25 protein-coding genes are annotated in these 25756 nt (G+C 37.6%); 16 read left to right on the forward strand and 9 right to left on the reverse strand.

Annotation, left to right across the window (positions count from 1 at the left end):
• Positions 1 to 6 precede the first annotated feature (6 nt).
• The 15 genes from ABE099_RS08725 to ABE099_RS08795 all read left to right on the forward strand — a co-directional run bounded on the left by ABE099_RS08725 (position 7) and on the right by ABE099_RS08795 (position 15179).
• The gene (locus tag ABE099_RS08725; RefSeq protein WP_430029375.1) at positions 7 to 489 is read left to right on the forward strand and encodes a hypothetical protein; all 483 of its coding nucleotides are present in this window, start codon (positions 7 to 9) and stop codon (positions 487 to 489) included.
• 14 nt (positions 490 to 503) lie between these two features.
• Positions 504 to 1136: a phage tail domain-containing protein gene (locus ABE099_RS08730; protein ID WP_430029377.1), complete on the forward strand. Its 633-nt coding sequence runs from the start codon at positions 504 to 506 to the stop codon at positions 1134 to 1136.
• 24 nt (positions 1137 to 1160) lie between these two features.
• Entirely contained in the window at positions 1161 to 1874 is a 714-nt protein-coding gene (locus ABE099_RS08735; RefSeq protein WP_430029379.1) for a hypothetical protein, read from the forward strand.
• A 9-nt stretch (positions 1875 to 1883) separates the two neighbouring features.
• Entirely contained in the window at positions 1884 to 2519 is a 636-nt protein-coding gene (locus tag ABE099_RS08740; protein WP_430029382.1) for a hypothetical protein, read from the forward strand.
• Between the two features lie 25 nt (positions 2520 to 2544).
• Complete coding sequence (locus ABE099_RS08745) at positions 2545 to 3696, forward strand: hypothetical protein (protein ID WP_430029385.1); 1152 nt, start codon at positions 2545 to 2547, stop codon at positions 3694 to 3696.
• A gap of 71 nt (positions 3697 to 3767) precedes the next feature.
• Positions 3768 to 4313 carry a hypothetical protein gene (locus ABE099_RS08750; protein WP_430029387.1) on the forward strand — a complete coding sequence of 182 codons (546 nt, stop codon included), beginning with the start codon at positions 3768 to 3770 and terminating at the stop codon, positions 4311 to 4313.
• Between the two features lie 148 nt (positions 4314 to 4461).
• Complete coding sequence (locus ABE099_RS08755; RefSeq protein WP_430029389.1) at positions 4462 to 5094, forward strand: hypothetical protein; 633 nt, start codon at positions 4462 to 4464, stop codon at positions 5092 to 5094.
• A gap of 24 nt (positions 5095 to 5118) precedes the next feature.
• The gene (locus ABE099_RS08760) at positions 5119 to 5451 is read left to right on the forward strand and encodes a hypothetical protein (protein ID WP_430029392.1); all 333 of its coding nucleotides are present in this window, start codon (positions 5119 to 5121) and stop codon (positions 5449 to 5451) included.
• A 48-nt stretch (positions 5452 to 5499) separates the two neighbouring features.
• Positions 5500 to 6087 carry a hypothetical protein gene (locus ABE099_RS08765; RefSeq protein WP_430029394.1) on the forward strand — a complete coding sequence of 196 codons (588 nt, stop codon included), beginning with the start codon at positions 5500 to 5502 and terminating at the stop codon, positions 6085 to 6087.
• Complete coding sequence (locus tag ABE099_RS08770) at positions 6088 to 7179, forward strand: hypothetical protein (RefSeq protein WP_430029397.1); 1092 nt, start codon at positions 6088 to 6090, stop codon at positions 7177 to 7179.
• 4 nt (positions 7180 to 7183) lie between these two features.
• The gene (locus ABE099_RS08775; protein ID WP_430029399.1) at positions 7184 to 8476 is read left to right on the forward strand and encodes a hypothetical protein; all 1293 of its coding nucleotides are present in this window, start codon (positions 7184 to 7186) and stop codon (positions 8474 to 8476) included.
• A gap of 37 nt (positions 8477 to 8513) precedes the next feature.
• Positions 8514 to 9758, forward strand: coding sequence for an SPRY domain-containing protein (locus ABE099_RS08780; protein ID WP_430029401.1), 1245 nt, complete (start codon positions 8514 to 8516; stop codon positions 9756 to 9758).
• Between the two features lie 35 nt (positions 9759 to 9793).
• Positions 9794 to 11059: an SPRY domain-containing protein gene (locus ABE099_RS08785; protein WP_430029403.1), complete on the forward strand. Its 1266-nt coding sequence runs from the start codon at positions 9794 to 9796 to the stop codon at positions 11057 to 11059.
• 86 nt (positions 11060 to 11145) lie between these two features.
• Positions 11146 to 13206, forward strand: a complete 2061-nt coding sequence (locus tag ABE099_RS08790) for a hypothetical protein (RefSeq protein ID WP_430029405.1) — start codon at positions 11146 to 11148, stop codon at positions 13204 to 13206.
• 41 nt (positions 13207 to 13247) lie between these two features.
• Positions 13248 to 15179 (forward strand): DNRLRE domain-containing protein, encoded by a 1932-nt coding sequence (locus ABE099_RS08795; protein ID WP_430029407.1) that lies wholly within the window; start codon positions 13248 to 13250, stop codon positions 15177 to 15179.
• Between the two features lie 212 nt (positions 15180 to 15391).
• Here the strand turns inward: ABE099_RS08795 and ABE099_RS08800 are convergent, their stop codons facing one another.
• Together ABE099_RS08800 and ABE099_RS08805 are read right to left on the reverse strand one after the other, a co-directional pair.
• On the reverse strand, positions 15392 to 16120 hold the full coding sequence (locus ABE099_RS08800; RefSeq protein ID WP_430029409.1) for a class I SAM-dependent methyltransferase: 729 nt from the start codon (positions 16118 to 16120) through the stop codon (positions 15392 to 15394).
• A 440-nt stretch (positions 16121 to 16560) separates the two neighbouring features.
• Positions 16561 to 16998 (reverse strand): peptidylprolyl isomerase, encoded by a 438-nt coding sequence (locus tag ABE099_RS08805; protein ID WP_430029411.1) that lies wholly within the window; start codon positions 16996 to 16998, stop codon positions 16561 to 16563.
• 264 nt (positions 16999 to 17262) lie between these two features.
• Between ABE099_RS08805 and ABE099_RS08810 the strand changes: the two genes are divergently transcribed.
• Positions 17263 to 18033, forward strand: a complete 771-nt coding sequence (locus tag ABE099_RS08810; RefSeq protein WP_430029413.1) for an alpha/beta fold hydrolase — start codon at positions 17263 to 17265, stop codon at positions 18031 to 18033.
• A gap of 370 nt (positions 18034 to 18403) precedes the next feature.
• On the opposite strand, the gene lysA is transcribed toward ABE099_RS08810, so the two are convergent.
• The 7 genes from lysA to ABE099_RS08845 all read right to left on the reverse strand — a co-directional run bounded on the left by lysA (position 18404) and on the right by ABE099_RS08845 (position 25750).
• Entirely contained in the window at positions 18404 to 19735 is a 1332-nt protein-coding gene (lysA, locus tag ABE099_RS08815) for a diaminopimelate decarboxylase (protein WP_430029415.1), read from the reverse strand.
• A gap of 137 nt (positions 19736 to 19872) precedes the next feature.
• Positions 19873 to 21684 (reverse strand): spore germination protein, encoded by a 1812-nt coding sequence (locus tag ABE099_RS08820; protein ID WP_430029417.1) that lies wholly within the window; start codon positions 21682 to 21684, stop codon positions 19873 to 19875.
• 185 nt (positions 21685 to 21869) lie between these two features.
• Positions 21870 to 22625, reverse strand: a complete 756-nt coding sequence (sigF, locus tag ABE099_RS08825; RefSeq protein WP_210090262.1) for an RNA polymerase sporulation sigma factor SigF — start codon at positions 22623 to 22625, stop codon at positions 21870 to 21872.
• 11 nt (positions 22626 to 22636) lie between these two features.
• Complete coding sequence (gene spoIIAB / locus ABE099_RS08830; protein WP_430030545.1) at positions 22637 to 23089, reverse strand: anti-sigma F factor; 453 nt, start codon at positions 23087 to 23089, stop codon at positions 22637 to 22639.
• On the reverse strand, positions 23089 to 23442 hold the full coding sequence (gene spoIIAA / locus ABE099_RS08835) for an anti-sigma F factor antagonist (RefSeq protein WP_210090261.1): 354 nt from the start codon (positions 23440 to 23442) through the stop codon (positions 23089 to 23091). Before spoIIAA ends, spoIIAB begins: the two co-directional genes overlap by 1 nt.
• A 94-nt stretch (positions 23443 to 23536) precedes the next feature.
• On the reverse strand, positions 23537 to 24715 hold the full coding sequence (locus tag ABE099_RS08840; protein WP_430029419.1) for a D-alanyl-D-alanine carboxypeptidase family protein: 1179 nt from the start codon (positions 24713 to 24715) through the stop codon (positions 23537 to 23539).
• A gap of 207 nt (positions 24716 to 24922) precedes the next feature.
• Positions 24923 to 25750, reverse strand: coding sequence for a purine-nucleoside phosphorylase (locus ABE099_RS08845; protein WP_430029421.1), 828 nt, complete (start codon positions 25748 to 25750; stop codon positions 24923 to 24925).
• Positions 25751 to 25756 lie beyond the last annotated feature (6 nt).

Here is a 25756-nt window from a genome sequence, read left to right on the forward strand (position 1 = left end):
ATGAAATTGGCTGGTGTTGCAATAAATGGTTCGAAGATTGCTCCTGTTATTAAAGCTGGTCATGTAAAATATAAGATTGAGAGACATATTGAACGAAGATGTAAAGAAAGAGATGAAAATGGAAATTGCATTGATTGGCAAGAAGAAACTTGGGTAGATGCAGGGACTGGAAGTGCAGATGCCATAATTACTGGTACTGTATCCATACCTTCATCAAAAATGAAACTTCAAGGTGTTAACGTTGCTAGAGTTGATGATATAACGATTGAAACGTGGGAGGCAACCATCCCCTCTCCTCCAACTGGATATAGATACGATCCTCCTCAAGGGAAGGTTACCGATAAGGGTCAAGGTAAAATCCTCTCCGGTAGCAGCAAAGTCAACCTAGACGGAAAACCCATTGCCCTCATCGGCTCACAGGTTCTTACATGCCTTGACACGATCACCACCATTGAAACCGGCAATACAAAAATGAATTTTTCAAAATAGGAGGAGGTGAACATGTGACGATACGTGATGCATTATATTTCAGCTATGCAGGTAAAAAGTCCGTAGATTTTGGAATTATTAATATTGATCTTAGCTCTGGGATGCAAGAAGAAGCGCTCTCATACAGCAGAGCAATCAACAAGCTGTCTACCAAAGGGAGAGATACTCCCTACTTCCAATCGGTAGAAAAGGATGTACTCAAGTTTAATGTCTCCTTTGCTTTTGAGGATTTCTTTGATGAAAGAAAGCTACGAGAAGTGAAAAGGTGGCTTGCAGGTGATTACAGCTACTATCAAGAGCTATATTTTACAAATGAGCTAGGGCAAGAGCCTGAAAAAATTTATTATGCGCTTGTTGTAAATGATCCTACACTTATTCACAACAGCCTACAGCAGGGTTATATTACTTTAACCTTTGAATGTAGTAGTCCTTACGCTTATTCCCCCTTTATCACCTCTCCACTGTATGCATGTAGGGAAAGCAGCTTTGATAAGCAGGATCAACAATTTACGGAGGGGCAAAAAATCGTTCTACATCCAACAGAGACAGGTGCGCTCACTCTCCCCTCTCATCATGCAAAATGGAGTGATTTGGGGCAAGCTTTAAGCTGGCAGAGACTTGAACAGGAGCTTGAGCAACAATTTTAAACTTTAAGGCAGGTGATGTTTGGAATGGCAAACTTAAATTCAGAATCAAATTCAATTGAACATAAAGATCAAAATGGCGATAACAATCAACATAAAAACAATAATGAAACACCCAAGCTTAGCTTAATTAAGCCAAATTGGGCAACCGATGAAATTGCCTATACGCTTCAATCCTTAGCAGATAACTTTGACAAAATAGATGAGGTGCTTGCACCAAATTATGCGGAGACTCCACCTACAGCGGGGACATGGCAAGCCAAGCATATGATTTATAACGATCAGCCTGAGATCGATCAGCACATCGGGTGGGTGAATTTAAGAACAGGAGTTGCTGCCCCACTATGGAGCGAACTCACCAGATATAATAACGGCGATCAAGTCGTTCCTGCGCGAGACAACGGTCATGTGTATATTTGCAGGCAGTCAGGACATTCAGGACTCACTGAGCCTATCTTTCCTGTATCTGAAAAAGGGCTGGTTCAGGATATACGTGGTGCAGGTATGTGGCGGACAAATGAATTTTATGAGGTAAATGATCTCGTTTTTCCATCCTTGGAGAACGGATTTTTTTATGTATGTATTCAAGCGGGGGAAAGTGGCGATCGTGAACCAAATTGGTCCATCGTAGAAGGCTCCACCACCTATGACTATAATACGTCATGGCATGGTTATCGGATTGCAGTATGGGAAGAGCATGGACCAGCAGCATTATTTAGACCCTTCGGGAAGATAGAATAAGGTGATCCTATGGCAAAATGGGCAACATTATTAAACCTAAGTGGAACTTACACCTCTCTCCCCTTTCCCATTCCCTTAACCTCAGATGGAGTGGTTAGCTCCATGGATTGGCAAGCCAACGTACCAAATGGGACACAGCTTGTTGTTCAAACCCGATTCCAAATCGGTGGACGTGATTGGTCGCCATGGCGGACCTGCATAGCTAAAGCTGAAATTCCAGGCTTAAATGAGTTAACTCCCTTCCATCAAGTGAGCTTAATGTACAGAGTTACAATGTGGTCGAACAGCTATGAGGTCAGCCCCTCCCTCCATCAAATTCAATTTAATATGAAGCCAATTATTATATTTGATAATCAAGGTGATCAGCATTGCCGTCCTGAACTGTGGATTACTAAGGTAAATCAAGGTGATCTCACAATTACCAACCTATCTACTGCACAGCCCCCCTTTATCTTTACTCAGTTATTGGATGAAGAACAGCTGTATATTAACAACGAGCAGCAGCATATTGAAACGAGCTTACCTGTTGTATACCGCTATAAAGATTTTAATGATCACTATTTACAGCTCCCCCCTGGGAAAAATAGGCTTCATGTTGATGGACACGCAAATCTTTCATTTAGGTATCAATATACGTATCTATGAAAATCATATGAAAGGAGGTGAAAATTTGCCTGATTTAATTACCCAACTCCAGTACAACGATCCGTTAGTCATTATTAGTCGAAAGGGTGATGATCAAGATCCCTATGTGCGTCGCAGCGACTCACTCCCCATTATTAATGGCTGCATCACATTATTTGAAATCCCATCAACTACAAAACGTGTACAAATTTCAGACATGCTGGAGGTTGATCAGTCCTACTTTGAGCAAAAAAAACAGCTAGCACCAAATGAGTTCCTCGTCCATTACCAGACAGGAATGATTCAATTTCATCCCTCTTTAGAAGGCACAACCAAGCTATGTACCTACTATGGTAAAGGGTTAATTATGTATCCTGCTTCTCGCATTTATGCGATGATATCAAGAAATCCCGATGTCGTTGTCACATTGCAGGACTACATCGATGAAATTGAGCTTAAGCTTACACAAAACACTTCACTTGTTGAGCAAATTACAGCTGCCTTGGCTGAAATGAAAGCAACAACACAACAAGCTAAGCTTGCCATAGAGCAAACCGCAGAGGCAATTGATGCCACCAACGAGGCAGCCGCCTTTGCGCGAGATGCTTATGTGACGACAAAGCTAGTCTGGAAAGAGCCTGTACAAAGTGACAAGGACCTATACCTGGCTTACCCCCACCCTAATGTGGGTTGGACAGCCCAAACCACAAATGACGGCAAGCGCTATCGGTTTGACGGTAGCAAATGGGTTCTGATCGATATTTTCGGTAGTAATCTACAGACCGTTAATGAGCACAAAGATGGACTTATGTCAGTTGCAGAGCATTTAAAGTTAAAATCATATCCAAGTACACTGTCTGAAAGAGTCGTTGTCATGTCACTACCTGATGCTGTTCAAGGAGTCATTGTGAACAACTTTAGCTTTCCATATGAAGGTGAAATTGTTGAGGTTTACGCTAGTTGTGCGACTTCAGGAGAAACACCCACCATCATCTCTATTGAAAAAACAAGAAATATGGTGGACTGGACAGAGCTAACAGACAGAAGATTAACTTTTCCGATTGGTGCTAGATTTGATGATAAACAAATTACGTTCAAAGATAAACGTGTAGCTCCTAAAGATATTTTTAGAGTGAATATGATTCAACAAGGTTTACTAATGGATAATTTGACGATTACATTTAGAATCAAAACTTAGAACTACTTAGAACCTAAATTATTACTAATCATAAAATAAACATTTTTACACATAGAGAGGAAATGATAGATATGGCAACACCTTTAGTAAGATGGCACACTGCTAACCATGTAGAAATACCAGAAACCACAACATATGATTTTGGCACTGTTACCGCAGATGAGTGGTCAGAAATTTTCACATTTAACATTTGGAATAACAAAAATGGTAAAACAGATTTACCGAAATTGGAAAAATGCACGATTACAACTAGAGATATGAGTGGTGGAGAAGGAAACACAAATGAATACAATGTTCCAGTTGTATCTGGAAACTGGTTCCATTGTCAAGTTGATTCATTAGGGGAAACAAACCTACAAGACCCTTCTAATAGTGTTGGGAAGGATAGATCAAAACCAGTTGGAACAACTGGAGCTACCACAAAAAATCATGCAGGAGAATTATTACAAACTCCTGTTAAACCTGCTGCTCAAGAGGTGTTAGGTATAAATAATAATGGTGTAGCTGTTGATTCTGCTGGTAACTTTGTTACATTAACAGTCCAAGCACATCCACCACTGGATGCACCATCTGGACAACAATTATTTAAATGGCGTTTTCTTTATCAATACGTCTAATACATATTTCTTTTCGTATACTAATGCAAATAGAGAGTGTGATTTTATATAATCATGCTCTCTATTTTTTTATATAAGATAACAACATAATAAATAACCGAACAAACATAACGATCTCAACAATACAATGTGGAGGGAAACAATAAAAATGATGATTTTTAATAAAAATAATTATGAATGCAAATATTCACCTATGCCCCATGTTCAGAACTTTATCTGGGTGGCTGAGTATTATGATGGAAACTATTTATGTGAATACAACTTGAATGACAAAAAAAGCAATGACTACTATAGTATAGATCGCACAAAACTAGTGAAATTCGGATTGATTGGTATGGGTTCTCAAATGTATTTTGATGTTGCTAATGGTATTTTTAATATTAACAATAACAGAATACAAATATCTTATGTTGTTAATAAAGAAGAATATCCTTTAACTGGTAGAACATTTTTATATAACGATATTATTCAGTACAAAGAGGCATATGGGGACATGAGACTTTCTCCCACTTCTACAGGAGGCGCATTAAAAAATAATATTGCTAGTCAATCTGTTGGCTACAAAAAGTCTATGTTCCTTGTCGATGCAAATATTCATTTTAAAAATATATTACACATTCCTCAAGATAAAAATGTTGCCCCTTATCTAGAAATCAAAATATCATCAGACAAAGATATGGATGGACAATTAGTGTTTAGAGTAAATGGACTGATTGCTAATAAAGTACATGCTCCTTTGGTCAAGGATAAAGCTGGCGTCTACAATTGGCAACTTATTTAAATAAATAGAAGGAGGATTAAGTTAATGTTTACAGATGCTCATAATCGAGTTTGGGGAGAAAAAGATATCCCTAGAATGGCTGAAATCACTTCATCAAATAACAATATCCACTTTTTAATCGGAGAAGAAGAATATACTGCAACTATCCCAACAGGAATCTATGAAACTATTTATACTCGACACACCTCTGATCTCATCAATGTCATTAATCAACAATTTGAAGATGATCTGGTTCTTGTGGATGCTTATTTAGGTCGAGTACATAGAGATATTAAGTATAGTAGTGTTGTTTTTAGATCATCTGATGGAAAAGAAATTACAAGTATTAGTGGAACGTTTGTGGATTCTTTTATGTAACAAAAGGATAATTATTCTCTTCATATTATAGGTGGTGAACAAAACATTATGGCAATTCAAGAAATAGAGATAGGAATACCTATTAGTGCTTCAACTGGTGAATTTACGAAAACCGTATTTAAGGATGGAAAACTACAACTAATTGAACTAGGAAGAGACATTAACAACAATCCCATTTATGAGAAACATGGTGAATGGATTTCTGAACCAATTAAACTGAAGGATAAATTTAAGTCATTCAAACATCTTGTGAAAACAATGACTGGAACGAATGGTCAATTCAAAATATTTACCCAATCTTCACTTGATTCATACATATGGACAGAATGGCAAGAAATCAACTACGAAACAGGTAACATCCTCTCCCCTCTTGGACTATTTGCTAGGGTTAAAATTGAAATCACAGCAAAGGAAAATGAAAGCGAAGTTGTTATTGATACATTTAAGGATGTAGAAAAGTTTGATAATAAATTTATTGATAATACCAATGGATATTTGGAATTAAAGAAGAAGTATGAGTTTGAGATGACTAAAAATGATGTGAATCAGGGAAATAATGAGAGTCATGTATACATAAAGACAGTGCCTAATACTAGGTTTAAGAAAATAGATAAGATCAGGATTGAGGTGATTTAAATGGCAACTGTAGGAGATCAATTATTACAGCCAGAAGCAGGATGGCGTAGGTATAATGGGCAAATAGGATCTATTACATTTAGCGGTAATTGGTTAATAGCCAACCATGCTTCGTATCACAATAGCGACAATATTTATAGTACAGATATAAATGCTAAAATCTCATTTAGATTTATAGGGACTAAATTAAGAATAATAGGACTTCGTGATATAGCAAGAGGTAATGTCTATATTAAAATTGATGGGATAAAAGAAATATATAACCAGAATGGCGCAAGTCAATTTCAAACGCTGGTGTATGAAAAGACAGGTCTTCCAGAAATAAAACATGAAGTAGAGATAGGCTTTGAGTCAGCTAGTCTTGATCTTGATGCAATTGACATAGATTCTACAGGAGGATTATTACCTATCCCTCCTGCAACTACAGGTAAACTATGTAACACATTAGGTGAGATGGATATTGGAGATTACATTGTTTGGAAACGAGATGGAAACACTCATTCTTTTGGTGGAAGTATAGATGGTTATACAGAAATTTCAACAACAGGAGTAGTCTCTTCATCATTACCAACAAAGCATTTTCACTATGCTATTAAGGTAGATACTGGACTATTAATTAGCGATAGAGTTACTGAACACACTATTATTTGGGACACTTTAAATTCACAGAAAAGGATTCAAGGATTGCCTATAGCAATTAGTGGTGTTTCAGGGGCTATTAGATCGCTAACTGGTGGAGTTGCTTATGCTGATGAAATTGGGAACATGTCATTGACTAATTTAAATAAAGGTTGCTTTCCAACTAACAATGAATGGGATAAATATATTATTAATTTTCCTACATCAAAAATTCAATCAGGTAAATCATTGGATGATGTGTGGCATTACCTAGATATGTACACATTGACACAGGATACTGCATCAAATGGCATCTACATATCTTCTAGTGGAACAAGTTCAGCCACCGTTAATAGCACATTTAGAACTATGCGTGGCAAGTCAGGAATTTGGGGAGATTTTGGCATTCGTCAATCAGGTAATTCTGGAACTGATGGAGGTTTTCGTCCAGTCTTCGAGTGGAAAGAGGTGTAATTATATGGCTACAATAGGACAACCGTTAGTACAACCAGAAGAAGGTTGGAAAAGGTATGATGATACCGATTCTGCTATTAAATATGTTGGGACTTGGGTAAGAACAAATAGTGCAAACTATTATGGAAGTTCTTTAACTCTCAATAAAACAGGTAATCTTGGGAATAAAATAAAATTTAATTTTATTGGTTCTAATATTAGAATAATTGGCTCACTTGCACAATATTTTTCAGAAAGTATAGAAATTAAAATTAATAATATATCATATAATTTTTCTGTAAAAGCTCCTTCTGGTTCCAGTCAACTTAATCAGGTCTTAATATATGAAATTCATTTAAATTTTGGAATGCACAAAGTGGAAATTGAACAAAAAAGTTCTGGTATAGGCAGTACTTACGATTTTTATTTTGACGCAATAGACATTGATTCTACAGGTCGTCTTCTCCATCCAGATGAAGTAACAGATATTAAAGACCTTGAGATTGGCAAACGAATCAGATGTCACTATCAAACATCTACTGCTAATACTGTAGGAATTTTTAGCAATCTAGGTCAAGAAACATCCGATTTTATTCCTGTTTCAAGTTCAAATGTGCCTAATGGAGATTTTTATTTTATCTGTGTTGATGATGAAAATAAGAAAAAAAAGTTAATTGCAGATAGAAATATTCAACATAGTATCTCTTGGGACACATTAAATAGTGCAGGTATTGCTAGTGGTAGTGGATTATCTGTCAATTGGATTGATAATAGTCGATATAACACTTCTATTAGACTTTTAACTGGTGGAATTAACAACACAGATAAGGACAATGAATGGGATGGATATATTGTTGGTTCTACACTTAATGGAAGTATTGTAGCAGGAGATAATAATGTATGGAATTGGAATGGAATTTGGTCTTGGGTTAGTACATCAACTACTTCTACAGCTTCCAATAGAGTAGTTAGAGGAAATAGTGCTGTTGGGACACACTCTTTCGGTAGTACTAATGCTAATTATGGTTTCCATCCTATTCTAGTCATAGAAGACACTTTAAAAACTCACTCTTTTATCAAATCTAATAATCAATATAAAACATTTAAAAACAATCAGTGGAATAATATTTCCACAACGCTACCTTCTGAATCTATTTTTATAAGTGATGGAATGCAAGATTTATCAATCTTAGATAGAAAAGAAACTAAGTTTAAACAAGATATGAGTAATAATGGAGTGTTAGGTGAAGGCAAGGTTTTTAAGAGTACTATTGATTTAAAAAAACTATTTGAGATAAGAAAAATTGAGATTGAATGAAATAATGATTTTATTTAGAAAGGAGATGAAATAAGCTATGGAGATAATTGATGTTACATTAAATCCTAATGATATGGGGTCAGGATTTACATTGAGCAATGGTAATTTAACATTTAGCGCAAGTACAAATAGTCAAGCTATACGCGCAACTCATGGGAGAACATCTGGTAAATGGTATTGGGAAGTTAAATTAGATGCAGGGGCTACAAATATATTCATAGGAATATCTAATAAAGTCTTTTTAACGAATAACTATATTACCACTAATCCCAACTGGAGATCATATTTGGGCGCTAGTGGTAATAAATACCCCGAAAGCGCTACCTATGGTACGACTTGGTTGGTAAATGATATTATTGGTGTAGCTCTTGACTTAGATAATGGAATATTAGAGTTTTATAAAAATGGTGTATCAATGGGTATTAGTCATACTAATGTTAAAGAATTAGGAGAAGTATATCCTACGTTAAGCACAGCAGGGTCTACCAATTTTAAAACTGTATCCAGTAATTTTGGCGCAACACCGTTTGTATACAATTTACCTAGTGGCTTTTTACCTTACAACAGTAAACTTTCACATAAAATCTTACTTTCATCCAGTAATAAAACATACTCAATAACACCACCAATTTATGCAACAGAAACAGCTATTCCACAGATGACTAGTAATACAGCCCCAAGTGGTAGAGCTTTTGCGAGTAGCATTTATGGTTCTAATTACGAGCCTTGGAAAGTTTTTGGGACTAATAGTGAATATGCCAGTGCACAAAACACCTCTAATAGTGGTTACATAGGATATGAATTTATAAATAAAATTAAAATTGGGAAATATGCTATAAGTTCAGCAGGTATTCATACTTACGCACCTAAAGACTGGACGTTTGAAGGTTCTAATGATGGAAGTAATTGGACAGTATTAGATCTTCAAATTAATCAGACTTGGGTTGCTGTCAATATAGAAAAAGAATATGTGATTGATATCAGTAAGATTAATAGCTATAAGATGTACCGTTTAAATTGGACTGCTAATAATGGTGGTGGAACATATACTCGTCTTAGTTTATTCAAAATGTATGAATACATATCCTCTAAGCTAATCAGTCTTCCCAATTATTCAGAACAAACCTTCATCAATCATGGTATGGAATCACCTATCAATATAACTCAACTTGACGGAATTAAATCTATCGAATCCAACTCTACAGCCCACGAATCAGGAAAAAAATTTATTCACACAGTTGACCTATCAAAACGAAGAGTAGATAAAATAATACTTTCATAGACAAGAACAATATGTAGAAAGGAGATGAATAAGTTATGGAGATAAATCCAGTTACATTAAATCCTAGTGATATGGGGTCAAGCATTGTATTAAGTAATGAGAATTTAACAATGACTATAAGTTCAAGTACAGCAGTTCGTGCTACTCATGGAAAAACATATGGCAAATGGTATTGGGAAGTAAAATTAGATAGTGGTCATGCTTCGATTTTCATTGGAGTCTCGAATAAAACCGAAAATATTACCTTTCTTGTAGGTAGTACAAACTGGAGGTCATACTATGGAGGAAGTGGAAAAAAGTATCCTGAAAATGTCTCATTTAATAATGCTTGGGCAGTAGGAAATATCATAGGTGTTGCGCTTGATCTAGATAACGGAACATTAGAGTTCTATAAAAATGGTGTAAGTATGGGTGTAAGCCATACTAATGTAAAAGAATTAGGTGAGGTTTATCCTACATTTAGAGGCGATAGCGGTAACACAACTAGATTAACAGCAAATTTTGGTGCAACTCCTTTTACCTATAACATGCCTAGTGGCTTTAAGGCATACACAATGTACCCTTCACATAAAATCTTGATTTCATATGGAGATGAACACTACAGTATTATTCCAGAAGTTTATGCAACAGAAACAGCCGTTCCACAAATGACATCAAATACTACTCCTAGTGGTAGGGCTTTTTCTAGTAGTGTTTATAATACTACTAACTATGATGCATGGAGAGCATTCAATAGGTTTGATGATTATGAGGGATTTGTAAGTGCAAATGGTTCAGGTGGAATTGGTTATCTTGGTTATGAATTTGAGAAACAAATTATGATATTTAAATATATCGTCAGGAGCGGGGCTCATACTACTTATTTACACGAACTTCCTAAAGATTGGACTTTTGAAGGTTCAAATGATGGTGTTAATTGGGATGTGTTAGATACTCAGACTAGTAAATCTTGGACAGCTATCAATACAGATAAAGAGTATATTATCGATATTAGTAAAATTGATAATTATAAGATGTATAGATTAAATTGGACAGCTAACAATGGAGCAAACTTCACAGCAGTTAATGAGTTGAAAATGTTTGAGTATACACCGCCTAAACTGTCAGCCCTTCCTAACCAATCAGAACAAAACTTCATCAATTATGGTATGAAAAAAGATTCTTCCATCGATCTAACCACATCTAAAATATTAGAACGAAGATATATTGTTCAAGACAACGTTGAATTAGGTTCAGGTAAAGTATTTAAGCAAAGAATAGATATAAGTAAGATTCCAATTAGAAGTGCGGTGATTGAATAACTATCAAGACTTGTAAATGAAATGGTTCTTTTATGTAGTTATTTAAATAATTAATATATAGTTATTATAGAAAGGAGAGTTGAAATTTGGCATATATAAGTACAGAAACAGCAGTTCCTAAAATGACATCCAATACTGCTCCTAATGGTAGAGCTTTTGCTAGTAGTGGTGCTGCGGATGCATGGAGAGCTTTTGATAGAATTGGAACAGCTTGGAGTAGTGCATCAGGTTCAGGTGGTATTGGTTATTTGGGTTATGAATTCTTGAATAAAATTATAATTAAAAAATATTCAATTAAACAAATAGGAAGTAGTAATGTTAGTAATAGAGTGCCTAGAACGTGGACTTTTGAAGGCTCAAATGATGGAGCTAATTGGACTGTTTTAGACACTCAGGTTAATCAAAATTGGAAAGATTTTACTCCAGAAACAAAAGAATATATTATTAACGAATCAAATAAGGATTATTTTAAGATATATAGGTTAAACTACACATCAAATGGTGGATCAAGTATTTCGCATGTAGAAGAATTAGAACTGTTTGAATTAATACCTGACAAAAGATCCCTAATCCACCATAACTCAACCTACAAACACTACACCAACAACCAATGGCACTCCCTTCCCTCCCCACCAACCGAACAAGACTACCTAGACTACGGAATGGATGACTTATCCATCATTCCTGAATCCGCTTGGCAGGAGCTTGAAGGCGATGTAGAACTCTGCTACTACACAGATGATCCTAACAAAAGTGAAGCAAGCTTTAACATCACGACCACCCCTTTCACTCTTGCGGAAGAATGGGAAGATAAGACGATTAGTGTCATTGAATACACTGATGATCCCAATCAGACTGAATCCTCTATCACTTTGGAAACAGAACCTTTCACGATTTATGATGAGCTTGGTGATGAGGTGGATGTATTATATTACACTGATGATCCTGACAAAAACGAAGCAAAATTAAATATTACAGCCAACTACTCCCCACTCGATGAGTTAGAGGGAGATTTTGACGTGGTGACCTATAGTGAGGATTTGAGTGAAGGTGACACATTAGCTTTAAATGTAGAAGCTTTACCATTAGGTCAATTGGTGATAACACCTCAATCATTTGCTTACTTAGGGGAAATCAGAGGCTTTATTTCACATTTAATTAATTCTAATAACGTTGGTATTATTCGATTTATTATTAGCTTTGATGATGGAGCCACATGGAAGTCCTATTCTAAAGGGTTAGATCAATGGAAAAATGTAAATATTATAAGTTCTCAAAATGTCATTAAGGATGGAATGAGATATCAAACATTTAACGCTATCCCTGAGCATCAAATTAAGGCTCAACCAAACGGTAATATCAAATTAGCTTATTACATAGAAGAAACCAAACATTTGAATCAACCCATCGGTATTGATTATATTTCATATCGCAGCCTTGTTCCCCAAGAGGATATTAAGTTTAACGATGTCGCCTTTTACGTTTTAAATACAACTGCCACAATTGATCTACAATTTGGTGGGAATAAACTAACTGGCACATTAAGTGACGAAGATTTAACGAAGGTGCAATATCGAGTACTTTTGAATGGGGAGCCATATTACCCAATAAGCGGTGAGTTCACACGATTAAATGCTCCACCTGTAAACATTTCCCTCAACATTAATGAAAGAGACATTATTTTTGAAAAAGAGAATCTAATTAGAGTGGAGTTCAAGGATAGTTGGGGAGAAACAGACTTTTGGGAGCCACCTCCATTTATTGGAACCTATTCAGGCATCATGTTTAAGGATGAAAAAGGAAAATATCTTTCGAATTCATTTGGGGAAATATTAAGAAATTTAGAGTTTGGAGATATTATTGCAGGTCAAACTACATTAGAACAGAAGGTTATTGTGAAAAATCAAATGGGCGTTCAAGTTCAGAATTTAATTTTAAATGTGATGAAGGATAAGTTGCCTGAAGGTGTAGGAATTGAATTATCTCGAACAAATAACCCTTTTGTAGCTGAAGACCCCTTGCTGTTTAATATGTTTTTTAATCCTGATGATGAGTTCACATTATATGTTCGTATCTCTACTGATCTTGAAGCACCTGCTAATCCAAATGGTGAGTTTGAAGTTCGGGCAAATGCAGACCCAGTATAACGATTTATCTCAATACAATGAGATCGGAAGTGTATAGATAAATGAATGAAGTAAATGATATTTCAAGTGAGATACATATTAAAAATGACTTAGCAAACAGGTTTAAAGGCGTCTTTAGATTATTTAGAGAAGAACCTGAAGACCTAGACTCTCAAATCCTGATCTATCAAAGAAAAAGTGCAAACTTACATTCTACAATAACGATAAGAGTAACAAGAAAGCAAGAGTTAACATCACGAATTAAAATTGTTTATTCTGATTATGCAGACATGGATTCAACCATAGATACAATTTCAATCAACGAAATGTATAGCATGTTTAGTGTTTATCCGCATAATAGATTTAAAGGCTCATTTAATTTAATGGCTGCACCAGAAGAGACCGTAATTTTAAGTTCTATTGAAGATGCTACAACAAGAAACAGAGAAGATTTAAGAACGATTAACTATGGCGATACAAAGAGTATGATGATTGGACATAGTAATAATGAAGACTTTTATTCATTTTTAAAATTTGAGGACTTAAATCTTGCGATTCCAGACTTAAAAATAATTAAAAGTGCAAAATTACGAATTTATTATACTACTTTTGTTCATGGTGCAAATATTCAATTAGGACAACCTAACACAATTTGGCGTGAAATGGGCGTTACTGATGCTAATAGACCACGTAGTATAGAAGTATTAAAAGATAATGGGTACAGTATCAATACTACAGAACGCTATATTGAATTTGACTTTTTGGATGTCGCAAAGAGATGGGTGAATAATGAGCTAGATAATTATGGAGTAATTATATCTACAGAGGATGACAACAGATATTATCTAATGACAAGAGAATCACCTCATCCACCTGAACTCATTGTTAGATATATTACCTCAAAAATTTATAGCATTGGACGCTCAGAACCAGAAAGTAAAATTTTTATTTACGGTGCTGGTAGAAAAGAAATGCGCTCAAAAATCAATATACATAGTGATATTGGGCAAACGCCATTATATTCTAGTATCTACATTCATAGATACGAAGCGCCTATGGCTAAAGATATTAGTTCACAAATTACGGTGAGTAAACCAGATTTACAATCACGCATATTTATAACTATAGGTGACAAAAGAGATTTAAATGGTTCATTTAAAGTAATTGAAAAAGGTGCTAGGGATAATAACAGTTGTATCACAATTAGCAGACCTGATTTATATTCTAGGTTCACGATAGATAATAATATGGCATTAAAATCTACAATTACAATCAGACAAAAGGGATGGGAAGATAACAACTCTTTGATTAAGATTAGTAGACCTGATTTGCCTTCTCAAATTATTATTTCTGAATATAGAAGTGGAAGAGGAGATTTATATTCAACAATTCTGATAAATAAAGAGTTAGAAGCACCTCTTGCCTCTTCAATTACAATCAGCAGACCTGACTTGCAAAGTATGATCAAAATAACAGCTAAAGGTCAAGCTGATTTAAATTCTGTAATTCAAGCAAGAGAATACAAAACATTATCTTCTTCATTAACTGTAAACAGACCTGATCTATCAGGTTTTATTGATGTAAAAGCTAAAGGTAATGCTGATTTATATTCCATAATACAAGCACAAGAAATAAAAGCACTATCCTCTTCTATAACTATAAATAGACCAGATTTAGTAGGTATGCTTAGTGTCATGTATCACGAGGATATGCCAAGTTCTTTATTTGTAAGAGAAAGTAAGTTTATGAATTCTGTTATTGATGTTGTTCATGCAACCGATATGAATAGTCATATTGTGATTAACATAGCATCTGATACTAACAGCATGATTAGAATCAACAGACCAGACTTACCTAGCTCAATGAAAATTAGAGTGACCAGAGAAAAGAACTTAGAAAGTCAAATACGCATAAGACAAAGAGATGCTGTGGACTTAACTTGCGTAATTCGTATAGGTGGATCAAGAAACAGAAATATGATTATTATGTTTTAACTACTCCAGTTCTATTGCCAACGTATCAATCTATCAATCGTAATTAATCTTATGCAAATTGAATGCAGTAAAAAGGAAGCTCCTCTCTTGTAGAATTAAGTAATCAAAATATCAATTCCAAGAGAGGTCTTCCCTCTTTAATCATTAATCAGTAATCTTTTTAAATATGAAAATTCAGCTCAAAAACCGAGCTTATACATATATAGATGTTCCTACCCCTTCACTGCCCTAAACAAAATAAACGAAGGTCTACGCACCTCATTTACCAAATTAGGCTTTTTCTCTATTCCTTCTCGGATCGACTCAGGCTCTAACACCTGCTCAATACGTAATCCATGTGCGATTTGCACATTAATTAATGTTGATAAGGTTCGGTGATATTTAATCACTCCATCTACTTTCCAAAACTGCGACCTCTCCCCTTCCTCCTTATAGTTATCCAGTGTCCAATACAGATTTTCACCGTGTTCATTGGTGATCCATCTGGCTTGCGCTTTAGAAGCAAGAACAACAGGATGCTCGGTGGAAAATATAAGCTGCCCCTCGGGCTTCAACCAGCTTGAGATACGTCCCATTAGGTCATCTAAATCCTTCACATAATGAAACGCTAATGAGCTTATAATGAGATCAAATTCCCCTTGTTCAAATTGTAAATCCTCCATAGCCGAATGAATAAAAGTGATATTAGAATGTTTTTCTGCAAGCGCTAACATTTTCTCTGATATATCCACACCCGTTACGTGATCCGCATGATGGTTGATGCAATAATGTGCCATTTCTCCATACCCACAACCTAAATCAAGCACCCTTTTTCCAGTTAGATCAGGTAATAATGACTTTAAAGCGGGCTGCTCCACAAAATCATTATACGTAATTTTTGACGCTCGAAGCTGATGGTAATTTTCAAAAAACTCCGGATTATCGTATATATTTTGCTTCATTAGTACACCTGACCTCTCTCATGATATTAGATAACTTAAAAATTAAGCATTATTATATAAGGCTCAATCTCAAAATCAGTGTTTGACAATAGGCTACCGAAGCGGAGGAGCAGAGAGATGGTGGAAAAGCGATAGCGTCCGCCTTTAAAGTCCCACTTTTATCATTTTAAAATAGGTTATAAAAAAGTGGGACTTTAACAGCGGTTGAAACCACTCTCTGCTACGTAGCCTCCCACCCCAAAGATTATCAAGCGCTGATTAACATGTTGAGCCTTATTTAATATTATTTTAAGCTACTCTTTATTTTACCGCTGCTCATCACTTCTTGGTATTCTCAAATTTATTCTCATTAAAAAAGCCCTTAGCGAGCTACGTGATCCAAAGATCAACGCAGCCCCAAAGAGCTTATCCTGCTTGTCCATTATGAACTTAAACTTAACTTACGCTTCGTCCCAAACCGTAACTTCTTTCATTTTGTCGCCTGCTTTAATGCCGTCTACAAGCTCCATACCAGAGGTTACTTTACCAAATACAGTGTGTACACCATTCAAGTGTGGTTGTGCTTCGTACACGATAAAGAATTGGCTACCGCCTGTATCTTTACCTGCATGTGCCATAGACAACACGCCACGCTCATGCTTAGATGTGTTCGTTGCAGTTTCACATTTAATAGTGTAACCAGGACCACCAGTACCTGTACCATGTGGGCAACCACCTTGTGCTACAAAACCTGGGATAACGCGGTGGAACGTAAGTCCGTTATAAAAACCTTCGTTTGCTAATTTTTCAAAGTTAGCTACAGTTCCTGGTGCTTCCTCAGGCAAAAATTGAATTTCTACCTCGCCGCCTTTTTCTAATACGATCTTCCCTTTTTTCATATCGGTCACTTCCTTAATTTGTTTGTCTTTAAAAAACACTATTACAGTGTACTATGAAATCGACTTAAGAGCAAAGTACGTCATGAAAAACAGCTTAGTTTGTCTTTATTTAGTCACCAAATCTGAGCAGGCGTAAAATATATTGTAAATTTAAAATATTACAGGTTATAATTCTAAGTACAGGGACTGGTAGCTTGTTCCATTCGTGGCGAAATACCATCTTGCACAATTATAATTACAGATGATCGAGAGGATTAATTAAAAATGAAAACATTTAAAATTCCAAGCTCAGGCTACCGTTTAAGATATCATGATTTACCTGGGACAGAGACACCGATTATATTTATTCATGGATTAGGTTGTGCGGGATCATTTGATTATCCTAACCTAGCTGCACAGGAACCGCTAATTGCACACCGTCGTATTCTTATTGATTTGCTTGGTAATGGCTATAGTGATAAACCCGAAGACTTTAGCTATACCATTCAAGAGCATGCAAATTATTTATTTGAACTCATTACACACTTAAATTTAAAAAAGTTTATCCTATTTGGTCATAGCATCGGTGGTTCGGTTGCACTAAGCTTAGCCAAGCTATGCGAGGAGCAAATCGAAGCCGTTATTTTAGGCGAAGCTAATTTAGATGCTGGCGGTGGCTTTACAAGTAAATCAATTGCAGCCTATTCCTATGAGGATTTTGTAAGTCATGGCTTTAACACCATCTTAGAGAACAATAGACATAATGGTAATGAATTATGGGCAGCCAGCTTCTCAGTCTGCGCACCCAAAGCAGTGTATGTGACAAGCAAATCTGCTGTAGAAGGACAAACACCTTCATGGAGACAAATATTTTATGATTTAACTTGTCCAAAGTCATTTATCATTGGTGAGCACTCCCTACCTGAGGAAGACGAACTAAATGAATTACAACAGCATGGCATCAAGGTTGAAATCTTAAAAGACACAAGCCATTCCATGACATGGGAAAACCCTGAGGGCTTAGCAGAGGCCATCAAAAATACAATCTCAAACTAACACTAACTCTGATGAACTAGCAATATGCAATAATAAGCAATATCAACAAATAACAATTAATCGTTAACAAACTAATAACTAATAAAAAGCTAACACTCTCTTCCTACATGCATAGAGTACTCCTCCTGCATTGGATAAGAAATGTTAGCTTTTTTATCTTTCCACTTATGTGTAAGGCTTAATTTATAAATGAGTGGTTGACTAACGAAAGTCAAGCGGAGGAAAGAGGGATTGTGAAGAAACGAAGTGTCCGCCTTTAAAAATAAATTTTTTCAACTATATAACTCTAATCATATGAAATTTAGTTTTAACAGCGGTCGCAACAACCCTCTTGACATAGCGCTCCCTCACGTATCGTCAACCAGTCATGTTAAATTTTTTGAGCCTGCTTCGCAATGCGCGCCGGAATCACATCATTTAAGACAATATCGTCTAACGATTCTCTTTTTACAACAACATCACTTTCGCCATCCTTAACGAATACTACGGCAGGACGACGAATCCGGTTGTAGTTGCTTGCCATAGAATAGTTGTACGCTCCTGTACATGCTACTGCAAGCAGATCCCCATTTTCCACTTTAGGCAATTCGAGATCCCAAATCAACATATCTCCACTCTCACAGCATTTTCCTGCCACGGAGACGGTTTCTTCGTTATCATCTTGTGCACGATTTGCTAATAGCGCTTCATACTTAGATTGATACAACGCAGGACGTGGGTTGTCTGTCATTCCCCCATCTACCGCTACATATTTGCGTACACCTGGAATATTTTTGTGCGTACCTACGGTGTACAAGGTTGTGCCTGCATCACCAATAATACTGCGACCTGGCTCTACCCAAATTTCAGGCAATGTATCGTATACTGCACCAAAATGTTGCTTCACACCGTCAGTAATTGCCTTCACATATTCAGTAACCTGTAGAGGCGTATCTCCTTCGGTATAACGAATACCAAAACCTCCACCTAAGTTAACCACTTTGAAGCTAATACCAAGCTGTGCCTTCACTTCACCTGCAAAGCTAGCTACACGCTCTATTGCCAATTGGAAGCCCTCCACCTCAAAAATTTGAGAGCCAATATGAGAGTGAATACCTAACAAGTTTAGGTTTTGACTTTCATTTGCTTGTTTTACTGCTTCAAACGCAGACCCATTACCAATATCAAAACCAAACTTAGAATCCGTTTGTCCTGTAGCCGTATATTCATGTGTATGGGCTTCAACCCCTGGTGTAACACGAAGCAATACATTTACAGTTACCCCATGCTCAGCAGCAATTCCTTGCAGCATATGAATTTCTACAAAGTTATCCACTACAAAACAGCCAATCCCTGCTTTAATCCCCATCTCTAGCTCTTCAGGTGTCTTATTATTTCCGTGGAAATGAATGCGGCCTGCTGGGAAGCCAGCTTGAATTGCTGTGTATAGTTCTCCTTCTGAAACGACATCTAAAGAAAGCCCCTCTTCCTCAACCAAACGACACATTGCCATTACGCAAAATGCTTTACTTGCATAAGCAACCTGAAAGGTTAAGCCTGAAGCACGAAACGACTCCATATACTCCCGACATCTTTGACGAACTAACGCTTCATCCACAATATATAAAGGCGTACCATAGGTTTCCTTCAATTCGGTTGTATCACATCCACCAATCTCTAAGTGTGATTTTTCATTAATTTTACTAGTTCCATGTAAATGCATCTATGCAAGCCTCCACTTTTTACGATTTTACAACAGTATAGCAAACATCTTGCCAACTGAAAAATGGATTTTTCAGAGCATCATTTGGATTATTTGTATGACAAGCTATGTTAGGTCCTGTTTTCAAACATTACTAGCTATTCTTTTGCAGGCATTCTGGTGTTATCTCGCGCTTTGTTAAAGGATGGACGTTTCTTGGAAGTCATCACTGGAACGCGGAAAAGAATCGCACTCATTGCCTTTGCATTAAACGGAATAAACGGCCATAAATAAGAGGAATTATATGATCTGTGCACCGTTAACAACACAACAAATAACGTGATCCCTCCCACAAAGCCTGTCACATCAAACAACGCCACTAAAATGAGCAAGCCTAGCCGTACTATCCGATTTGCCAGCCCTAGCTCATAGCTTGGTGTCGCAAACATCCCAATCGCTGCCACAGCCATATACAAAATAACCTCATTAACAAACAAACCTGTCTCAACGGCTATATTCCCGATTAAAATCGCTGCAACTAAGCCCATCGCAGAGGCTAACGGGGTTGGTGTATGCACTGCCGCCATTCGCAGAAGATCCACTCCAAGCTCAACAAGCAGAAATTGCATAATAAGCGGGATATGCGCACTTTTTTGAGGTCCAATAAAATCAAGCATCGGTGGCTTAAGTTCTGGATGAGTTACTAACAATAACCACAACGGCAATATAAACAGTGATGCAAAAATCCCCAAGAAACGTACCCATCTTAAATACGTACCCATAAATGGCGTTTGCCGGTTTTCTTCTGCATGTTGACATAGATCAAAAAAGGTCGTTGGCATAATCATGACACTTGGCGAAGTATCCACAAAAACAGTGAGCCTTCCCTCCATAATATGCGAGGCAACGACATCTGGTCTCTCGGAATAACGCACAAGCGGGTACGGATTCCAGCCTTTATTAATAATCGTTTCCTCTAATTGCTTATCCGCCAAAGGAAGCCCATCTATATCTACACTTTGAATTTTGTCACGAATTGCATCCACTTGTACCTTGTCCACGATATCATCGATATAAGCCAAACAGACATCCGTCCGTGTTCTACGCCCCACGGTCATCACTTCAAATTTCAGCCCAGGATCGCGTAAACGTCTCCTCACCAGCGCCACGTTAGATAATAGGGTTTCGGTAAAGCCATCCCTTGAACCTCGTACAACACGCTCTAGCGAAGGCTCCTCAGGTCCTCTGACAGGATAAGAGCGTGTGTCCATAACGATGGCCTGCTCTTCACCTTCAATAAACATCGCACTCATGCCTGTAAGCACTTGGTTTACGACACCACTTAACTTAGGTGCAAGCTTGACTTGAATATGAGGAATATACAATTCAAAGAAATCCTGTACAACATCATAGGACAAATCATCGGAATGCAAATAGGTGAGTCGCTTTAAAATTTCCTGCATACTTTCATCTTTGGCGAAGCCTGTAATATAAAATAGTCCTGTCTTTACATGACCAAACGTCATTTCTCTAAATTCCATGTCAAAGCTTTGCCCAAGACCAACGACTTGCTCTAACGTTTTTTTCGTTACTGCAAGCTCCGTGCTGATGACATCTTTCCCTTGCCAATATATGACCGATTCCTCGATCGTATCAGAGTGCTCCTGTTCGATTTTTTGCTTTAGCTTGTCATCCTTTTGATCTGAAGCCTTTTTATCTTCTTGACCTTGTTCCTCCTCAGCTCCTTTTGCTTTTTTCCCATTGTCTTCATCTTGATTATTATGTTGTATATCCTCTTCCTTGTTCTGATTATTCTTATTTCCCTGCCTATCTTCATCTTGAACACCATCGTGCTGATATTTATCTTCTTGACTCTCTGGCACGATCGTAGACATAAAATCAGGAAAATCAGAATCATGCTTCCCCTGCTCTTGCTCCTGTCCACCATACTCCTTGTGCTCATCACTCATGTTTGAAACTACCTCCTTATACCTAATATCCAGTCACAGTCAGACATAATGACCATAGTATGCCAAAGAAAGTAGTCGTTTACTCTCACTTTACAACTCCATTGCTCCTGAAAAAGCAAAAACCCCCATCCCTATAAGAAAACCGTAGTTTTCGAATAAAGAAAGAGGTTTAAGTAAATATCATTTTATTGTGCAATTTGATCTCGGATGCTTTGCAAAATTTTCTTTTCAAGTCTAGACACCTGAACCTGAGATATGCCAAGTCTTGTGGCGACCTCAGATTGCGTCTGATCGCGATAATACCTTAAATAAACGATAAGCCGCTCTCGATCAGACAAGCCCGTAATTGCCTCATGCAAGGCTAGCTTTTCAAACCAACGCTCCTGCGATTCATCTGAAATTTGATCCATTAATGTAATCGGATCCCCATCATTTTCAAATACAGTTTCGTGAATCGAGGTTGGCGGTTTATTTGCTTCCTGCGCGAACACGACATCTTCGGGTGTGACACCTAATTCATGCGCTACCTCACCGATGGTAGGCAAACGATTTAACGTTTTAGATAGCTCATCTCGCTTCTTACGAACCTTATTCGCCATTTCCTTCAAGGAACGGCTCACCTTCAGTGTTCCATCATCACGTAAAAAGCGCTGAATTTCTCCGATAATCATCGGAACCGCATAGGTTGAAAACTTCACATCATAGCTCAGGTCAAACTTGTCCACGGATTTTAATAAGCCAATACAGCCAATTTGGAATAAATCATCTGGCTCATATCCACGATTCATAAACCGTTGCACGACCGACCACACTAATCGAATATTACAATTCACTAGACGATCCCTAGCCCCGCTGTCACCAGATTGACTGAGCGCAATCAATCTTTTCACTTCATTATCGTCTAGAAACTCCCTTGAGGTTTGCTTCACATCAGCATCCATAGATCCAACCCCTAATTATACAAAGCTTTCTTGGATACAATCACTTTCTTCATCCGAATTGACGTACCTCCACCAATTTGACTGGAAACCTCAAACTCATCCATGAAGTTTTCCATAATGGTGAAGCCCATGCCTGAACGCTCTAACTCAGGCTTGGAAGTATATAGCGGCTGCTTGGCCAGCTCCAAATCTTCAATACCGTTTCCTTTATCTTCAATCGTTAAGGTCACTGTATCGTTAATAATCTCGGCTGAGATGGTCACAATACCTTCTGGATTGCTATCGTAGCCATGAATAATACAATTCGTCACCGCTTCAGATACGACTGTCTTTAGATCCGTAATTTCATCCATTGTTGGGTCAAGCTGAGATACAAATGCAGCTACCGTTACTCTAGCAAAAGACTCATTTTCTGACTTGGCAGCAAATTGCAGAGTCATAAAGTTCCGCTCTGCTGTGTTCATCATAATGCCACCTCCAGTTCAGACAACGCCGTATTCTCATTTTCATAAATAGACATGATCTTGAATAAGCCTGACATTTCAAATAAACGATACACAGATGGATTCACATCACATAACACCATTCTTCCACCCTTATGCTTAATCAGCTTATATCTTCCTAAAATGACACCTAGACCAGAGCTGTCCATAAACTGTAGCGATTTAAGACTTAATACTAGATGACGACAGCCACCTCTCGCCAATTCCTCATCCATCCGCATCCGCACCTCATCCGCAGTGTGATGATCTAATTCTCCGCTTAAACGGACAATGAGTGTTTCACGATTTCTTACCATCTCAACTTGCAAGTTCACGTTATGTTCACTCTCCTCTCTTACGCATGAACACACATTTCTACGCCTTGTCCTTTGATTCCTTCCCCCTGACAAAACTAGAAGAAAACTGCTATCAATCTACAAAAAACAAGCGTGCCGTCGTACGTTTGAACAAAGTCCACCAGCCTGCCTTACCGATATCATTGGCCGCGGTTAAATCAAATTCTCTTAGCACCTTGTCCTCTTGATAAATAACAAGCTTCCCAACAACTTGTCCTGTTTTTACAGGAGCAGCAAGCTGATCAGGCACAACGAGCTTATGCGTGATCGCCGCATTGCCAGCACTTTTTTTAAGTAAAATTTGAATCGGCTTGCTTGCAGCTAGTTGTAGCTCAGATTGCTGTCCCTTTTTTATTTGTACCTTCCCAATCACTTCACCACTCTTATAAATCGGCTGCAGGCGGTATTGAGAAAAGGCATAATCAAACAATGCTGTAACCTCACTGTTACGTGTTTTTGTATTCGGCTCACCCATAACGACAGCAATTAAACGCATTCCATCGCGTGATGCTGTAGCCGCTAAGCAAAACTTAGCCTCGGATGTATAGCCTGTTTTTAGTCCATCCGCACCATCATAAAAGCGAACGAGTTTATTTGTATTTACTAACCAAAACGGCTTCTCTGAATCTTTACGTAAGTGATCCTGATAAGCCCCTGTATATTTAATAATTTCAGGATATTTTAATAGCTCCCTGCTCATCACAGCAATATCGTGCGCAGAGCTATAATGATTGTCTTTAGGTAAGCCATTGCAATTTTCAAAATGAGTATCCTTAAGTCCAAGCTCAGCGGCTTTCTCATTCATCATTTTTACAAATGCCTTCTCAGACCCGCCAATATGCTCAGCCAATGCGACAGAAGCATCATTGCCCGAAGCCATCGCTACACCCTTTAGTAGGTCATCTACGGTCATTTGCTCCCCTTGCTTCAAAAAGATTTGAGAGCCACCCATAGACGCAGCATATTCACTCGCTGTAACTAAGTCGGTTAGCTTCAACTCACCTTTACTTACGGCCTCCATCGTTAATAACATGGTCATCACCTTCGTAATGCTCGCTGGTGGCAATTTATCATGACTTTTCTTCTCATATATAACTGTACCTGTATCTGCATCCATTAAAATAGCAGACCGTGCTTGCTCAGCAACAACCAAGTTGTCCTCATGAGAAGCTTCCTCCGCAAATGCACCTACACCTGTCATTGGCATAAGTAATAGCAAGGCTGAAAGCCATGTCAACATCAGCTTTTTCATGAAACCATCCTCCTCATTCACATTCGACATTCATTCTCCCATCTAGTATGAACGAAAAAAAGGAAGTTTATTCCTCTAAACACAAAAAAGCTACAACGATCTTAGTTCCCTTTGGTCTTTATAGACCGCTTGGGAAAAGATCGTCATAGCCTTTGCTTATAAATTACAGCATGTTTATTGTGTATGTGAAATATAGCTTCTAAGTCTTTATTGTAGCTTAGGAACAATCGCCAATACTAAGTTCAGGAACGTTTCACGTACTCGATCGGTCGTTTCCATTACTTCACTATGGGACAATGGCTGATCCAAAATACCCGCTGCCATGTTACTAATACAAGACATCCCTAACACTTCCATACCTGCATGACTAGCTACAATCACTTCAGCTACAGTGGACATACCTACCGCATCTGCACCTAACGTACGAAGCATTCTAATTTCTGCTGGTGTCTCATAAGCAGGGCCTAACATTCCAGCGTAAACCCCTTCTCTTAAAGTAATGCCTTGGCTAGCCGCTACCTCGTGCGCCATTTGGCGAAGTGCCTTGCTATATGCTTCAGACATATCAGGGAAGCGTGGACCAATTTCACTTTCATTTGTGCCCACAAGTGGACTTTTGCCTGTCAAATTCAAATGATCAGAAATCAGCATTAGATCTCCTGGCTCATATTCAAGATTTACGCCACCTGCGGCATTCGTCACAAGGACACGCTCCACGCCTAATTGCTTCATGACACGTACAGGGAAAGCTGTAATTTCAGGCGCATAACCTTCATACATATGGAAGCGTCCCTTCATTAAAATGACAGGTACTCCCTTTAGTTCACCCACAAGCAACTCTCCTGCATGACCTTCTACAGTTGAAGTTGGGAAGTAAGGAATATCCTCATATTTTAACGTAACGGCATTTTCCATATAATCTGCTAAAACCCCTAAACCAGACCCTAAAATGAGTCCAACCTTTGGTGTCATTTTTGATTTCTCCGTAATATATGCTGCCGCTACAGACATCATTTTTTTCATTGACGTTGACATCGTGTA

This window comes from Paenibacillus turicensis, assembly GCF_050461185.1.
Lineage (GTDB): Bacteria > Bacillota > Bacilli > Paenibacillales > Paenibacillaceae > Fontibacillus > Fontibacillus turicensis_A.

Bases quoted from the DNA above. Each gene is read 5' to 3' on its own strand.
- ABE099_RS08735 (WP_430029379.1), top strand. From the start codon at position 1,161: ATGGCAAACTTAAATTCAGAATCAAATTCAATTGAACATAAAGATCAA.
- ABE099_RS08740 (WP_430029382.1), top strand. From the start codon at position 1,884: ATGGCAAAATGGGCAACATTATTAAACCTAAGTGGAACTTACACCTCT.
- ABE099_RS08750 (WP_430029387.1), top strand. From the start codon at position 3,768: ATGGCAACACCTTTAGTAAGATGGCACACTGCTAACCATGTAGAAATA.
- ABE099_RS08755 (WP_430029389.1), top strand. From the start codon at position 4,462: ATGATGATTTTTAATAAAAATAATTATGAATGCAAATATTCACCTATG.
- ABE099_RS08760 (WP_430029392.1), top strand. From the start codon at position 5,119: ATGTTTACAGATGCTCATAATCGAGTTTGGGGAGAAAAAGATATCCCT.
- ABE099_RS08765 (WP_430029394.1), top strand. From the start codon at position 5,500: ATGGCAATTCAAGAAATAGAGATAGGAATACCTATTAGTGCTTCAACT.
- ABE099_RS08770 (WP_430029397.1), top strand. From the start codon at position 6,088: ATGGCAACTGTAGGAGATCAATTATTACAGCCAGAAGCAGGATGGCGT.
- ABE099_RS08775 (WP_430029399.1), top strand. From the start codon at position 7,184: ATGGCTACAATAGGACAACCGTTAGTACAACCAGAAGAAGGTTGGAAA.
- ABE099_RS08780 (WP_430029401.1), top strand. From the start codon at position 8,514: ATGGAGATAATTGATGTTACATTAAATCCTAATGATATGGGGTCAGGA.
- ABE099_RS08785 (WP_430029403.1), top strand. From the start codon at position 9,794: ATGGAGATAAATCCAGTTACATTAAATCCTAGTGATATGGGGTCAAGC.
- ABE099_RS08795 (WP_430029407.1), top strand. From the start codon at position 13,248: ATGAATGAAGTAAATGATATTTCAAGTGAGATACATATTAAAAATGAC.
- ABE099_RS08800 (WP_430029409.1), bottom strand. From the start codon at position 16,120: ATGAAGCAAAATATATACGATAATCCGGAGTTTTTTGAAAATTACCAT.
- ABE099_RS08805 (WP_430029411.1), bottom strand. From the start codon at position 16,998: ATGAAAAAAGGGAAGATCGTATTAGAAAAAGGCGGCGAGGTAGAAATT.
- ABE099_RS08810 (WP_430029413.1), top strand. From the start codon at position 17,263: ATGAAAACATTTAAAATTCCAAGCTCAGGCTACCGTTTAAGATATCAT.
- lysA (WP_430029415.1), bottom strand. From the start codon at position 19,735: ATGCATTTACATGGAACTAGTAAAATTAATGAAAAATCACACTTAGAG.
- ABE099_RS08820 (WP_430029417.1), bottom strand. From the start codon at position 21,684: ATGAGTGATGAGCACAAGGAGTATGGTGGACAGGAGCAAGAGCAGGGG.
- sigF (WP_210090262.1), bottom strand. From the start codon at position 22,625: ATGGATGCTGATGTGAAGCAAACCTCAAGGGAGTTTCTAGACGATAAT.
- spoIIAB (WP_430030545.1), bottom strand. From the start codon at position 23,089: ATGAACACAGCAGAGCGGAACTTTATGACTCTGCAATTTGCTGCCAAG.
- ABE099_RS08840 (WP_430029419.1), bottom strand. From the start codon at position 24,715: ATGAAAAAGCTGATGTTGACATGGCTTTCAGCCTTGCTATTACTTATG.
- ABE099_RS08845 (WP_430029421.1), bottom strand. From the start codon at position 25,750: ATGTCAACGTCAATGAAAAAAATGATGTCTGTAGCGGCAGCATATATT.